Source organism: Streptomyces sp. NPDC020898 (assembly GCF_044333925.1).
Classification (GTDB): Bacteria; Actinomycetota; Actinomycetes; order Streptomycetales; family Streptomycetaceae; genus Streptomyces.
In genome coordinates, this window is sequence record NZ_JBIRRV010000019.1 from 1 (window position 1) to 14,891 (window position 14,891).

The window sequence follows — 14,891 nt, forward strand, 5'->3', positions numbered from 1 at the left end:
AGTGATTGAATGCCATCGCGGCTGGCGAACCGTCCTGGGGACTCTGCCGAGGTGTCCCTTGGGATGACCGCTCGATAGCAAGGTGCTGGAGGATCCGTGGACCTGTCCCTGTCGACCCGTACCGTCGGCGATCGTACGGTCGTCGAGGTCGGTGGCGAAATCGACGTATATACCGCGCCCAAGCTGCGTGAGCAGCTGGTCGAGCTGGTCAACGACGGGAATTTTCACCTCGTCGTCGACATGGAGGGCGTCGACTTCCTCGACTCCACCGGGCTCGGCGTTCTGGTCGGCGGCCTGAAGCGGGTGCGTGCTCATGAGGGCTCGCTCCGCCTGGTGTGCAACCAGGAGCGCATTCTGAAGATCTTCCGCATCACCGGTCTCACCAAGGTGTTCCCGATTCACACCTCGGTCGACGAAGCGGTGGCGGCCACCGACTGACGGCCGTTCGGGACGCATGTGCGGTCAAACGTATGTGCGCCCGTGACGGAAGAAGTTAACGAGGGGGGTCCGGGTCTCGGCGGCTCGGCCCCCTGATCGCACGCCCGTATTCCGAGGGGGATGCATGGCCACCGTTGAACTCCGCTTCAGCGCGCTGCCCGAGCACGTCAGGACCGCCCGACTGGTGGCGGCAGCGGTGGCGCGCAGGGCCGGAGTGGACGAGGCCGTACTCGACGAGGTGCGACTCGCTGTCGGCGAGGCCTGCACCCGTGCCGTCGGACTGCACCAGAGCAACAGCATCCTGGCGCCGGTGTGGGTGACGCTGATCGAGGAGGAGAAGCAGTTCTCCATCGAGGTCGGCGACGAAGCACCCCGCTCGGTTCCCGGTGACAAGGCTCCGGGTGCGGACGGCGACGTGGACGTGGATGCCGAGGAGGACGAGATGGGCCTCGCGGTCATCAGCGGCCTCGTCGACGACGTCGAGGTCACCGCAGGGGAGAACGGCGGATCGATCCGCATGAGCTGGCCGACCACGCCGCCGGTCACGCTCCTTCCCTGACCCCGACCTCACCCCCGTACAGCCTCAAGGGCCCTGCTCAGGCAGGGCCCTTTGGCGTTTTTGCCGGCGGGTTCCGGAATTCGTGAAGGTATTCACGATGACTTCGTGAAGGTATTCACGATCATTCGCGCGATAATTCGATCAACAGTCAATGTGCCTGCGGCATTACATCATCCGGGCCATTGGATCTCCAGCCGATCATTTGCTGAATAGCATGGGGCGATCTATTCCGTTTCCGCGTACTGTTTTGATCAGCTTGCGGTACCTACAATCCGTCCACATCTTGAGCTCAGCCCAAGCGTCAAGGAGGACGAATGGCGGGGCTTTCTACCCCTCATCGGTTCGACCAACCCACAACCTTCGCAGCCGCAGTACTGACCGACGACAACCGTCTGATCGTGATGGTCATCGGGGTCGTCGCCCTGGCGGCGCTCGTGGTCGCCGGGGTGCTGGTGCGCCAGGTGCTCGCGGCGGGCGAGGGCACCGACAGCATGAAGGAGATCGCGGCGGCCATCCAGGAAGGCGCGAACGCCTATCTGGCACGGCAGTTGCGCACGCTCGGCGTATTCGCCGTGATCGTTTTCTTCCTGCTGATGCTGCTGCCCGCGGACGACTGGAATCAGCGCGCCGGACGGTCGGTGTTCTTCTTGATCGGCGCCGCCTTCTCGGCGGCCACCGGTTATGTCGGCATGTGGCTCGCCGTACGCAGCAATGTGCGTGTGGCGGCCGCTGCCCGGGAAGCGACTCCGGCGGAAGGCGAGCCGGAAAAGGATCTCACCGACGTCTCCCACAAAGCGATGAAGATCGCTTTCCGTACGGGCGGTGTCGTCGGCATGTTCACGGTCGGCCTCGGCCTGCTGGGCGCCTCCTGCGTGGTGCTGGTGTACGCGGCCGACGCGCCGAAGGTGCTCGAAGGCTTCGGTCTCGGCGCCGCTCTCATCGCCATGTTCATGCGGGTCGGCGGCGGCATCTTCACCAAGGCCGCCGACGTCGGCGCCGACCTGGTCGGCAAGGTCGAGAAGGGCATCCCGGAGGACGATCCGCGCAACGCCGCGACCATCGCCGACAACGTGGGCGACAACGTCGGCGACTGCGCGGGCATGGCGGCCGACCTCTTCGAGTCGTACGCCGTGACACTCGTCGCCGCGCTGATCCTCGGCAAGGTCGCCTTCGGCGACGCGGGACTGGCGTTCCCGCTGCTGGTGCCCGCGATCGGTGTGCTCACGGCGATGATCGGCATCTTCGCGGTGGCGCCCAGGCGTACCGACCGCAGTGGCATGAGCGCGATCAACCGCGGCTTCTTCATCTCCGCGGTGATCTCGCTCGTACTCGTCGCGATCGCCGTCTACGTCTACCTGCCGTCGTCGTACGCCGATCTGGACGGGGTCACCGACGCCGCCATCGCGGCCAAGGACGGCGATCCGCGGATCCTCGCGCTTCTCGCGGTGGCCATCGGCATCGTGCTGGCGGCCCTGATTCAGCAACTGACCGGCTACTTCACCGAGACCACCCGCCGGCCCGTACGGGACATCGGCAAGAGCTCACTCACCGGCGCGGCCACCGTCGTCCTCGCCGGTATCTCCATCGGGCTCGAATCGGCCGTCTACACCGCCCTGTTGATCGGCCTCGGCGTGTACGGGGCGTTCCTGCTCGGCGGTACGTCCATCATGCTGGCGCTGTTCGCGGTGGCGCTGGCCGGCACCGGGCTGCTCACCACGGTCGGTGTGATCGTGGCGATGGACACCTTCGGGCCGGTCTCCGACAACGCGCAGGGCATCGCCGAGATGTCCGGCGACGTCCAGGGCGCGGGCGCGCAGGTGCTCACCGACCTGGACGCCGTCGGCAACACCACCAAGGCCATCACCAAGGGCATCGCCATCGCCACCGCCGTCCTGGCGGCGTCGGCGCTCTTCGGGTCGTACCGCGACGCGATCACGACCGCGGCGCGCGAGGTGGGCGAAAAAGTCGGCGAGGGCGGGCCGATGAACCTGGTGATGGACATCTCGCAGCCCAACAACCTGGTCGGCCTGATCGCGGGCGCGGCGGTCGTCTTCCTGTTCTCCGGGCTGGCGATCAACGCGGTCTCGCGGTCGGCGGGGGCCGTGGTCTACGAGGTGCGGCGGCAGTTCCGCGAACATCCCGGGATCATGGACTACACCGAGAAACCGGAGTACGGGCGCGTCGTCGACATCTGTACCAAGGACGCGCTCCGGGAACTCGCCACGCCCGGACTGCTGGCCGTCATGGCACCCATCGCCATCGGGTTCACGCTCGGCGTCGGCGCGCTCGGCGCGTTTCTCGCGGGCGCGATCGGCACCGGCACGCTGATGGCGGTGTTCCTCGCCAACTCCGGTGGTGCATGGGACAACGCGAAGAAACTGGTCGAGGACGGCCATCACGGCGGCAAGGGCAGCGAGGCCCACGCCGCGACCGTCATCGGCGACACCGTGGGCGACCCGTTCAAGGACACCGCGGGCCCGGCCATCAACCCGCTGCTGAAGGTGATGAACCTCGTCGCGCTGCTCATCGCGCCCGCGGTGGTCAAGTTCAGCTACGGCGACGACGAGAACCTCGGACTGCGCATCGCCATCGCCGTACTGGCGTTCGCGGTGATCGTGGGCGCGGTGTACGTCTCCAAAAGGCGCGGGATCGCGGGCGACGACGAAGAGGAGGCGGAGCGGGCGGCCAAGTCGGCTGATCCCGCGGTGGTTTCGTAACCGGTTCCCCAGCCTGTTTCTGACCTCCGGTTTCCTACGGCTGGTCAGACCCGGCCAACGAGCGGGCGGGCGGCGCGTTTTGACGCGTCGTCCGCCCGCTCGGCGTGGGTTGCACACCATTTCCGTGAGCCTTCTCTCTCTTGGTGCAAATGGCTTCAACAGCACATCAAACGGATGTCCGTCACGCTGATGTCGCCCAGATGGCGTGTATGTTCCGGGGCCGAGAGCCATGGAAGGGACCAATCCGGTGAACAAGAAGCTCGCGGTCGCACTGTCCGGCGGTGCGGTACTGGTACTGGCGCTGTCGGGATGCAGCAGCGACGACGGCAACGAGAAGCTGGATGCCTGGGCCAAGCAGGTGTGCGACGCGGTGAAACCGCAGGCGCAGAAGATCGAGGCCGCCAACTCCGCGATCCAGAAGGAGACCTCGGACAACAGCACGCCGCAGGACGTCCAGAAGACCGACGCGCAGGCCTTCCAGGACATGGCGGACGCCTACAAGGCGATCGGGACCGCAGTGAACACCGCCGGTGCGCCCAACGTCGACGACGGCGAGACGAAGAAGACGAACGCGGTCAAGGAACTCAACGACATCTCGGCGTCCTACGCGAGCCTGAAGAAGCAGGTGGACGCGCTCGACGTCAAGGACCAGGCGAAGTTCGCCGACGGTCTCAAGGGCGTCGCCACGCAGCTGGACAAGCTCAGCCAGAGCGGGAACGACGCGCTGAAGGCCCTGGAAGAGGGCGACGTCGGCAAGTCGATGGCCAAGCAGGAGAGCTGCAAGTCGACGACCGTCACCCCCTCGGCCTCCTCGGCGGCCAGCTGACCGTTCGGGCCGGGCTTCCGGCACTCGGGCGCGAGTTTTCCACAGGCGTACGGGATGTCTGCCCGCGTCTGTCCACAGGCGTGCGCGGCGGAGCGGTAAGGCGGACACAATGGGGGCGTGAGTAACGCCAGCCTGCACGCCCTGCCCTCCGCCGACCGCCCCGACATCGCCAAGCGCCTCCGGGACGCCCTTCTGGCCGCCGACTTCACGGCCGACGGGCTGCTCGACCTGCTCGGCGCGCCCGCGTACGCCGCGCTGGCGCGCAGCGAGGCCGTGCCCGCGCTCCGGGCGACCCGTGGGGACACCCCGCTGGAACTGCTCGTACGGCTGTTCCTGTTGCAGCAGCCCGTGCCCCACGCGCGCGTGGGGGGCGTGCTGCCCGTCGACGACTGCCTGGAGACCGGGTGGCTCGTCACCGCCGACGGTGGAGAGGTGGCCGCCGCCGTCGACGTACGGCCGTACGGCGGGCCGGACGGCGAGGACTGGTTCATCGTGTCCGACCTGGGGTGCGCGGTCGGCGGGGCCGGTGGTATCGGCAGTCGCGATGAGGGGGTCGTGCTGGGGGTGGGCGGGGCCTCCACGACCCTCGCCGGCATCACCGTGCGTACGCCGGTCGCCTCCGCCCTCGACCTCGGCACCGGCTCCGGGATCCAGGCGCTGCACGCCGCTCAGCACGCCACGCGCGTGACCGCGACCGACCTCAACCCCCGTGCCCTGCACATCACCGCGCTGACGCTCGCGCTGTCCGGCGCTCCGGCGGCCGACCTGCGCGAGGGCTCGCTCTTCGAGCCGGTCCGCGAGGACGAGACGTACGACCTGATCGTGTCCAACCCGCCGTTCGTGATCTCGCCGGGCGCGCGGCTCACCTACCGGGACGGCGGGATGGGCGGGGACGATCTGTGCCGCACGCTCGTTCAGCAGGCGGGGGAGCGGCTGCGTGAGGGCGGATTCGCACAGTTCCTCGCCAACTGGCAGCACGTGGAGGGGGAGGACTGGCACGACAGACTGCGGTCCTGGGTGCCGCGCGGGTGCGATGCGTGGATCGTGCAGCGTGAGGTGCAGGACGTCACGCAGTACGCCGAACTGTGGCTGCGGGACGCCGGCGACCACCGTTCGGACCCGGCGGAGTACCAGGAGCGGTACGGCGCGTGGCTGGACGAGTTCGAGGCGCGCAAGGTGCGGTCCGTCGGGTTTGGCTGGATCACGCTGCGGAGGACGGGGGCGGCTGAGTCTTCGATCACCGTGGAGGAGTGGCCGCATCCGGTCGAACAGCCGCTCGGAGAGACGGTCCGGGCGCACTTCGACCGCGTGGACTACCTCCGCGGGCACGACGACGCGGCCCTGCTCGCCGCGCACTTCAGACTGGCGGGCGAGGTCGTGCAGGAGCAGGTCGGGCTGCCCGGGGCCGAGGACCCGGAGCACGTGGTGCTGCGTCAGAACCGTGGGATGCGCCGGGCCACCAAGGTGGACACGGTCGGCGCGGGCTTCGCAGGCGTGTGCGACGGCACGCTGAGCGCGGGGCGGATTCTGGACGCCATCGCCCAACTGGTCGGCGAGGACCCGGTGTCGCTGCGGGACCGGACGCCCGCGCAGATCCGGTTGCTGGTGGAGCAGGGGTTCCTGGAACCGTCGGGCAGGTGAGCGCTGCCGTGCGGTTGTCGTCTACGCCGTGACGACCACGCGAGAGGGGGTCGCCGCGGCCGATTCGGGTACGGCAGGTCCCGTACGCCTCGGCCATACGGCGGCGGGAGGTGCGGGGACGGCGCGGGAGGCGCGGGGAAGCCTGCGGGCGGCGTGGGCGGGCCGTGCGCTGACCACGTGTGACGCCGTGCCGACTTGTCGTACCGGCGGGGAGTGGTCGTATCGAGTGGGTGAGCGAGTGTCCGGGCGGCGCAGTTCGAGCCGGGGCGGCATATTCGCGTCGAGTTCGGGTGGCCGGTCCGGGCGGGTCCCACGTACCGGCTGTGAGATTCGTAGGTGCTCCGCGGCGACGGACCGTGGTCGGCCGGCCTGTTCGCTCAGGTGCTCCGAGGCCGTACGGCGGGTGTGCGCCGCGGCGCGTGGCTGCCGTCCGCCCGGCGTTCACCCTGGGTTCGCGCGGGCGCTTCCCTGGCGTGGCAGCCTCCCGGGTCCGGGGACTCCCGGGCGGGAGGAAAGGGGCGCGCAGGGCTATGGAGAGCGAACCGGCGATCTTCGCGGGAATGGTGTTCGCCCTGTTCGGGGGCGGACTGCTGGTGTGGACCGCGACCCGGGTGAGGCACCGGGCGCCCGTCGCCCACGGTGTGAGCCCCGTCGCATCGGCGGCCCTCGTGGGCGTCGCCGCGCTGATCGCTCTCGGGGTCGGCGCATGGTGCTTCACCCTGGTGTGAGGTGGGTGTCATGGGCGTAGGAGGCACCTGCGGCGGGGTGCCTCCGGTATTCGGTAGGTCACCCTCCGGATAGGTCCGAAGAGGCAGGTCGACACTCCGGGCGGCAGGAATGGCGGTAGTCGGGTTACCGTTCGAGTGGCCGTTGCGGGCTTTTCCCGTTTGACACGGGGGCGGGATGTACCGTCACACTCCGCAGCGTCAGCATGACCCGACCCCGGAAGCAAGGCAGCCGGGGGAAACCCCAGTGTCGACCGGAGAGAAGAGCGAAGTTGTCCCCGACCAGCGAGACCGCACACGGCGGCCGCCGACTCGTCATCGTCGAGTCGCCTGCCAAGGCGAAGACGATCAAGGGCTATCTCGGCCCCGGATACGTCGTCGAAGCGAGTGTCGGGCACATCCGCGACCTCCCCAACGGTGCCGCCGAGGTGCCCGAGCAGTACACCGGTGAGGTGCGCCGTCTCGGCGTGGACGTCGACAACGACTTCCAGCCGATCTACGTCGTCAACGCCGACAAGAAGGCCCAGGTCAAGAAGCTCAAGGACCTGCTGAAGGACTCCGACGAACTCTTCCTCGCCACCGATGAGGACCGCGAGGGCGAGGCCATCGCGTGGCACCTCCAGGAGGTCCTGAAGCCCAAGGTCCCGGTCAAGCGGATGGTCTTCCACGAGATCACCAAGGCCGCGATCCAGGCCGCCGTCGCCAACCCGCGCGAGCTGAACCAGAAGCTGGTCGACGCCCAGGAGACCCGCCGCATCCTCGACCGTCTCTACGGCTACGAGGTCTCGCCGGTCCTCTGGAAGAAGGTCATGCCGCGCCTGTCGGCCGGCCGTGTCCAGTCGGTTGCGACCCGACTCGTGGTGGAGCGGGAACGCGAGCGCATCGCTTTCCGTTCTGCTGAGTACTGGGACCTGACGGGCACCTTCGCGACCGGCCGCGCCGGGGACTCGTCGGATCCGTCGTCGCTGGTCGCCCGCCTCGCGACCGTCGACGGCAGGCGGGTCGCGCAGGGCCGCGACTTCGACTCCGTGGGACAACTGAAGAGCGCGAACACCCTCCACCTCGACGAGGCGAACGCCCGCGCCCTGGCCGCCGCCCTGGAGAGCACCAGCTTCGCCGTCCGCTCGGTCGAGTCGAAGCCGTACCGCCGCTCGCCGTACGCCCCGTTCCGTACGACGACGCTCCAGCAGGAGGCCAGCCGCAAGCTCGGCTTCGGTGCGAAGGCGACCATGCAGGTGGCGCAGAAGCTGTACGAGAACGGCTTCATCACCTATATGCGTACGGACTCCACGACCCTGTCGGAGACGGCGATCAACGCCGCCCGTGCCCAGGTGACGCAGTTGTACGGCGCCGACTACCTGCCGTCGTCCCCGCGGACGTACGCCGGGAAGGTCAAGAACGCGCAGGAGGCGCACGAGGCGATCCGCCCATCGGGTGATCGTTTCCGCACGCCTGCCGAGACCGGCCTGACCGGCGACCAGTTCAGGCTCTACGAGCTGATCTGGAAGCGAACCGTCGCCTCCCAGATGAAGGACGCGGTCGGCAACTCGGTCACCGTCAAGATCGCGGGCGCCGCCGCCGACGGCCGCGACGTCGAGTTCAGCGCCTCCGGCAAGACGATCACCTTCCACGGCTTCCTGAAGGCATATGTCGAGGGCGCCGACGACCCGAACGCCGAGCTGGACGACCGCGAGAAGCGTCTGCCCCAGGTGAACGAGGGCGACGCCCTGTCCGCCGAGGAGATCACGGTCGACGGGCACGCCACCAAGCCCCCGGCCCGCTACACCGAGGCGTCGCTGGTCAAGGAGCTCGAAGAGCGCGAGATCGGCCGCCCGTCGACGTACGCGTCGATCATCGGGACCATCCTCGACCGCGGATACGTCTTCAAGAAGGGCACGGCCCTCGTGCCGTCCTTCCTGAGCTTCGCCGTGGTCAACCTCCTGGAGAAGCACTTCGGGCGGCTCGTCGACTACGACTTCACCGCCCGGATGGAGGACGACCTCGACCGCATCGCCCGCGGCGAGGCCCAGTCCGTGCCCTGGCTGAGGCGCTTCTACTTCGGCGAGGGCGCCAATGGTGCCCCTGCCACCGCCGTCGGTGGCGCGGCCGAGGCGGGCAACGGCGACGGGGACCACCTCGGCGGTCTCAAGGAACTGGTGACCGACCTGGGCGCGATCGACGCCCGCGAGGTGTCGTCGTTCCCGGTGGGCAACGACATCGTGCTGCGCGTCGGGCGCTACGGCCCGTACATCGAGCGCGGCGAGAAGGACTCCGAGAACCACCAGCGCGCGGACGTGCAGGAGGACCTCGCTCCCGACGAGCTGTCCGTCGAGCTGGCGGAGGAGCTGCTCGCCAAGCCGAGCGGTGACTTCGAGCTGGGCGCCGACCCCGAGTCCGGCCACCAGATCATCGCCAGGGACGGCCGCTACGGCCCGTACGTCACCGAGGTGCTCCCCGAGGGCACCCCGAAGACCGGCAAGAACGCCGTCAAGCCGCGCACGGCCTCGCTGTTCAAGTCGATGACCTTGGACACGGTGACCCTGGCGGACGCGCTCAAGCTGATGTCCCTGCCCAGGGTCGTCGGCAAGGACGCGGAGGGCGTGGAGATCACCGCGCAGAACGGGCGGTACGGGCCCTACCTGAAGAAGGGCACGGACTCGCGGTCCATCCAGACCGAGGACCAGCTCTTCACGATCACTCTCGAAGAGGCGCTGGAGATCTACTCCCAGCCCAAGCAGCGTGGCCGGGCCGCCGCCAAGCCGCCGCTGAAGGAGCTGGGCACGGACCCGGTCAGCGGCCAGCCGGTGGTCGTCAAGGACGGTCGCTTCGGGCCGTACGTGACCGACGGGGAGAGCAACGCGACCCTGCGCTCCGGCGACAGCGTCGAGGAGATCACCCCGGAGCGCGGCTACGAGCTGCTCGCCGAGAAGCGTGCCAAGTCGCCCGCCAAGAAGACCGCGAAGAAGGCTCCGGCCAAGAAGGCCCCCGCCAAGAAGGCGGCCACGACGAAGACTGCCGCCGCCAAGAAGACGACGGCCGCCAAGACGACCGCCGCGAAGAAGACGGCCGCGAAGAAGGCTCCGGCCAAGAAGGCGACCGCGGCGAGGGCCGCGACCGAGGAGTGAGCTGCTGAACTCGGCTCGCCCGGGGGCCGGTTCGGTACTTTCAGCACCTTCAGCCCATTCGGTCGATCCCGGCGAGTGATCTTCACGTCGGCTTCGCGCGGACTTCGTGAAACGACCGCCCCGTCACCATCAGGTGTCGGGGCGGTCGCACGTCCGGACGGCCACTTCGGGCTGTCGGTGGCTGCCGATAGGCTGAAAGCATGACGCCAGCAGAGCAGCCAACGGCCACCCCACAGGCCCCCGACGACGCGTTGGTCGCGGACTCCCGCGAGCGCGCCGTCCGCGCCCTGCTGCGCCGGCCCCAGCTGAAGAGGCTGTGGAGCGCGCAGCTGGTGGGCGGTGTCGGTGACGCGCTCGCGCTGCTGGTCCTGGTCCTGCTCGTCCTTCAGGCGGCCGTCGCCGAGGGCTCGTTCGGCGGTGGTTACCGGGGCCTGGCGCTCGCTGTCGCGGCTGTCTTCGGGGCACGTGTTCTGGCCACGCTGCTCTTCGGAGCCGTTCTCCTGGGCCCGCTCACGTCGCTCACCTCCCAGGAGGGCCCGCTCGACCGCCGCTGGACCATGGTCGGCGCGGACGGCCTGCGCGCCGTCCTCATGATCATCGCGCCCTTGTGGATCGACTGGACGCCGGAGAACGCGCCGGCCGTCCTCCTGGTCACCGCCTTCGTGACCGGAGTCGCCGAGCGCTTCTGGGCGGTGTGCCGGGAGAGCGCGGCGCCCGCGCTGCTGCCCCCGCCTCCCCCGGAGGGGGCGACGGTCCGACCGCTGCCGGACCACATGGACGCCCTGCGGCGTCTGTCCCTGCGGACGACCTTCGTCGCGGTGCCGCTCGCGGCCGGGGCGCTCGTCGCCGCCGCGCTGTTCAACAACCTGCTGGGTACGGGCATCGACTGGTTCGCCCGGCATCAGGCGGCCTTCGGGTCGTACGTCGCGGCCGGGCTGTTCGCCGCCTCGCTGTCTGTGCTCACCGCCTTGGAACTGCCCGACGCCCGTACCCCGCGCGCGCGGTCCCCGCTCGAAGGCCTGCGCCGCCCCAAGTCGGGCACGAGCGCCGACACGGGCCGTACGGGCGCGATCCCGCTGCTCGTCCTGGCCTGCGCGGCCGTCTCCGGCGCGGTCGCCGCGTCCGTCTCCGTGGCCGTGCTGCACGCCAAGGACCTGGGCGGTGGCCCGGTGATGTTCGGGCTGCTGGTCCTCGCCCTGACCGGCGGCACGGTCGTCGGCATCCGTACGGCACCGAAGGTGCTGGTGTCGCTGTCGCGGCGCCGGCTGCTCGCGCTGGCCGTCGCCTTCACCGGGGTCGCGCTGCTCGCCGCCGGGCTGGTCCCGGACGTGACGACGGTGCTGCTGATCGTCGCTCTCGCAGGCGTCGGAGCCGGCGTCGCCGCCAACATCGGCCACACGCTGCTCGACCAGGAGACCGAGGACCAGCGGCGGACACGGCTGACCGAACATCTGCACGCGGTCGTCCGGGTGTCCGTGGCGCTGGCCGCGCTGATCGCCCCCCTGGTGGCTGCCCTCATCGGCCCGCACCGCCTGGAGAACGGCAAGTTCGTGTTCGCGCACGGCGGCGCCGCGTTCACGCTGATGCTGGTCGGCGCGCTGCTGCTGCCGGTGGCCGCGCTGGTCCTCGCCAAGGCCGACGACCGCTCCGGCGTACCGCTGCGGCACGATCTGCGGGACGCGCTGCGCGGCGGCGACGACCCCGTACAGGCCATCGCTTCGAACGGCTTCTTCATCGCCCTGGAGGGCGGCGACGGAGCCGGCAAGTCCACGCAGGCGAAGGCGCTCGCCGAGTGGATCAGGGCCAAGGGCCACGAGGTCGTGGTCACCCGCGAGCCGGGGGCGACCCCGGTGGGCAAGCGCCTGCGGTCGATCCTGCTGGACGTGTCGAGCGCCGGTCTGTCGCACCGCGCGGAGGCGCTGCTGTACGCGGCGGACCGCGCGGAGCACGTCGACACGGTCGTACGGCCTGCCCTGGAGCGGGGCGCGGTCGTCATCTCCGACCGGTACATCGATTCGTCGGTGGCGTATCAGGGCGCGGGCCGCGATCTCTCCCCGACGGAGATCGCGCGGATCTCGCGCTGGGCGACCGACGGCCTCGTACCGCACCTGACCGTTCTGCTGGATGTCTCCCCGGAGGCGGCGCGCGAGCGGTTCACGGAGGCGCCGGACCGGCTGGAGTCGGAGCCGGCCGAGTTCCACGAGCGCGTGCGGTCCGGTTTCCTCACACTGGCCGCCGCCGACCCGGGCCGCTATCTGGTCGTGGACGGGGGGCAGGAGCCCGAGTCGGTCACGACGGTCGTCCGCCACCGGCTCGACCAGCTGCTGCCCCTCTCCGAGGCCGAGGTGAAGGCCCAGGAGGAGGCCCGCAAGGCGGCCGAGGAGGAGGCCAGGCGCAAGGCGGAGGAAGAGGCCGCGCGCAAGGCCGAGGAGGAGCGCGTCGAGCGCGAGCGCCAGGAGACGCTGGCCCGGCTGCGCGCCGAGGAGGAGGAGCGCAAGCGGCGCGAGCTGGAGGAGGCGCAGCGCCGCGAGGCCGAACGCCAGGCGGAGGAGGCCCGGCAGCGGGCCGAGGACGCGCGCCGCCGCGCCGAGGAGGAGCGGGTCCGGCTGCTCGCGGAGGAGAAGGCCCGCGCCGAGGCGGACGCCCGCCGCAAGGCCGAGGAGGACCGCCGGCGCAAGCAGGCCGAGGACGAGGCACGGCTGCGCGCGGAGGCGGAGGAACGGCGGCTGGAGAAGCAGCGGAAGGCCGAGGAGGCCCTGGTCCGCGCGGAGAAGGAACGGCGGGCCAGGGAGGCGGCGGCAGCGGCTTCGGCGGCGAGGGCGGCTGCGGCGGTTTCGGCAGCTTCGGCAGCGGTGGCTGCTGCGGGGAGTGCGGCTTCGGACGCGGGTACGGGTGCGGGTATGGCTGAGAGCGCGGATTCCGGTGGGGGAGCCGGTGGGCGGTCCGGCGGTTCCGATTCGGAGGTGACGGCCAAGTTCCAGAAGCCGCCGATACCTTCGGGTGCGGCGGACGAGACCGCGGTGCTGCCGCCGGTTCCCTCGGGCGCCGCCGACGACACGGCTGTGCTGCCTCCTGTGGTGCCGGGTGCGGCGGACGAGACCGCGGTGCTGCCGGCGGTTCCTCCGGGCGCGGCGGACGAGGCGGCTGTGCTGCCGCCCGTGGTGCCGGGTGCGGCCGATGAGACCGCGGTGCTGCCTCCCGTACGGGAGGACAGCGCGGGTCGGCGGGGCGGTGAGCCCGCGGATCGGGTGCCGCCGGAGTTCTTCCGGGACGAGCGTGCGGGCGACCGGCCCGAGACGGGCGACGACCGTACGCGCGAGCTGCCCCAGGTCGGTACCGACGGCACCCCGCGTCGGCGCCCGCGCTCCGACTGGGCGGAGGAGACTCCGCTGGACGACCTGCCGACCCTGGCCGACGAACTGCTCGGGCCGCGGGACGACGAGGACCGCGACGAGGGATGGGGCCGGGGCGGGCGGCGCCGCTGAGGCGGGCCGGGAGCGGCTGCGGGGCCCGTTGTCAGTGGGGACCCGCACAATGGACTCCGCAAGGCACCGTGTGATGCGCGGGGCTGGGTGTGACGAAAGGGCGGTGTCCCCGTGCCGGTGTGGGACGACCTGGTGGGCCAGCAGAAGGTGAGCGCGCAGCTGGAGGCCGCCGCGCGGGATGCCGACGCCCTGGTCACCGCGGTCGCCGCGAGAGCGCCCCAGCCCGAGACGTCGAAGATGACGCACGCCTGGCTCTTCACCGGCCCGCCCGGCTCGGGCCGGTCCACGGCCGCCCGCGCCTTCGCCGCCGCCCTCCAGTGCGTGAGCCCCGACCGTGCGCTCGGCGGAGTGCCCGGCTGCGGGTTCTGCGACGGCTGCCACACGAGCCTGGCGGGCACCCATGCCGACGTGCAGATCGTCCGTACCGACCTCCTTTCCATCGGCGTCAAGGAGACCCGCGACCTGATCAGACGCGCCCAGCTGTCACCGGCCGTCGGACGCTGGCAGGTCATCGTCCTGGAGGACGCCGACCGCCTCACGGAGGGCGCGGGCAACGTCCTGCTCAAGGCCATCGAGGAGCCCGCGCCGCGCACGGTGTGGCTTCTGTGCGCCCCGTCCATCGAGGACGTGCTGCCCACGATCCGTTCCCGCTGCCGTCTCCTCATCCTGCGTACCCCGCCGGTGGACGCGGTGGCCGACATCCTCATCCGCCGGGACGGCATCGAGCCGGGCGTCGCGCACAACGTGGCCAGGGCCACCCAGGGCCACATCGGCCGCGCCCGCCGGCTGGCCACGGACGCGCGAGCCCGCGAGCGTCGGGCGGCCGTACTCAAGCTGCCGCTGCGCGTCGAGGACGTCGGGGGGTGTCTGAAGGCGGCCCAGGAGCTGATCGACGCGGCGTCGGAGGACGCCAAGCAGCTCGCCGAGGAGGTCGACGTGAAGGAGACGGAGGAGCTGAAGCAGGCGATGGGCGCGTCCCAGGGCGGCCGGATGCCCCGCGGCACGGCGGGCGTGATGAAGGAACTGGAGGACCGCCAGAAGCGCCGCAGAACGCGTACGCAGCGCGACACCCTCGACCTCGCCCTCATCGACCTCACCGGCTTCTACCGCGACGTCCTCGCCCTCCAGCTCGGCACCCGTCTGGCGATCGCCAACGCGGACGCCGAGGACACCCTGGAGCGACTGGCCCGCGCCGGCTCACCCGAGTCGACGCTCCGCCGCATCGACGCGATCGCCGCGTGCCGCGAGGCCCTGGACCGCAACGTGTCACCGCTGCTGGCGGTGGAGGCGATGACGCTGTCGCTGAGAGCGGGCTGAGGCCGGCGCCCTCGTAACTCGTAACCCGTAACTCGTACGAGTCATATTGGGGACGGAG

Annotated in this window: 9 protein-coding genes; all 9 read left to right on the forward strand. The window is 70.5% G+C overall.

The features are described 5' to 3' along the window. Window positions 1-96 precede the first annotated feature (96 nt). The 9 genes from bldG (at window position 97) to ACH4TV_RS39490 (ending at window position 14,833) form a co-directional block, all read left to right on the forward strand. Window positions 97-438, forward strand: coding sequence for an anti-sigma factor antagonist BldG (bldG, locus tag ACH4TV_RS39450; RefSeq protein WP_009189842.1), 342 nt, complete (start codon window positions 97-99; stop codon window positions 436-438). 124 nt (window positions 439-562) lie between these two features. Continuing rightward, window positions 563-997 (forward strand): ATP-binding protein, encoded by a 435-nt coding sequence (locus tag ACH4TV_RS39455; RefSeq protein ID WP_398406162.1) that lies wholly within the window; start codon window positions 563-565, stop codon window positions 995-997. Between the two features lie 314 nt (window positions 998-1,311). Beyond that, entirely contained in the window at window positions 1,312-3,714 is a 2,403-nt protein-coding gene (locus ACH4TV_RS39460; protein ID WP_398406163.1) for a sodium-translocating pyrophosphatase, read from the forward strand. 229 nt (window positions 3,715-3,943) lie between these two features. Continuing rightward, the gene (locus ACH4TV_RS39465) at window positions 3,944-4,540 is read left to right on the forward strand and encodes a small secreted protein (protein WP_398406164.1); all 597 of its coding nucleotides are present in this window, start codon (window positions 3,944-3,946) and stop codon (window positions 4,538-4,540) included. 117 nt (window positions 4,541-4,657) lie between these two features. Beyond that, a complete protein-coding gene (locus ACH4TV_RS39470; protein ID WP_398406165.1) occupies window positions 4,658-6,181 on the forward strand; it encodes a methyltransferase in 1,524 nt (507 codons plus the stop codon). Between the two features lie 530 nt (window positions 6,182-6,711). Then, entirely contained in the window at window positions 6,712-6,909 is a 198-nt protein-coding gene (locus ACH4TV_RS39475; protein ID WP_398406166.1) for a hypothetical protein, read from the forward strand. 269 nt (window positions 6,910-7,178) lie between these two features. Continuing rightward, the gene (gene topA / locus ACH4TV_RS39480) at window positions 7,179-10,031 is read left to right on the forward strand and encodes a type I DNA topoisomerase (protein ID WP_398406167.1); all 2,853 of its coding nucleotides are present in this window, start codon (window positions 7,179-7,181) and stop codon (window positions 10,029-10,031) included. 200 nt (window positions 10,032-10,231) lie between these two features. After that, window positions 10,232-13,516: a dTMP kinase gene (gene tmk, locus ACH4TV_RS39485; RefSeq protein WP_398406168.1), complete on the forward strand. Its 3,285-nt coding sequence runs from the start codon at window positions 10,232-10,234 to the stop codon at window positions 13,514-13,516. Window positions 13,517-13,627: 111 nt separating this feature from the next. Next, window positions 13,628-14,833 carry a DNA polymerase III subunit delta' gene (locus tag ACH4TV_RS39490; RefSeq protein WP_398406169.1) on the forward strand — a complete coding sequence of 402 codons (1,206 nt, stop codon included), beginning with the start codon at window positions 13,628-13,630 and terminating at the stop codon, window positions 14,831-14,833. Window positions 14,834-14,891: the final 58 nt, after the last annotated feature.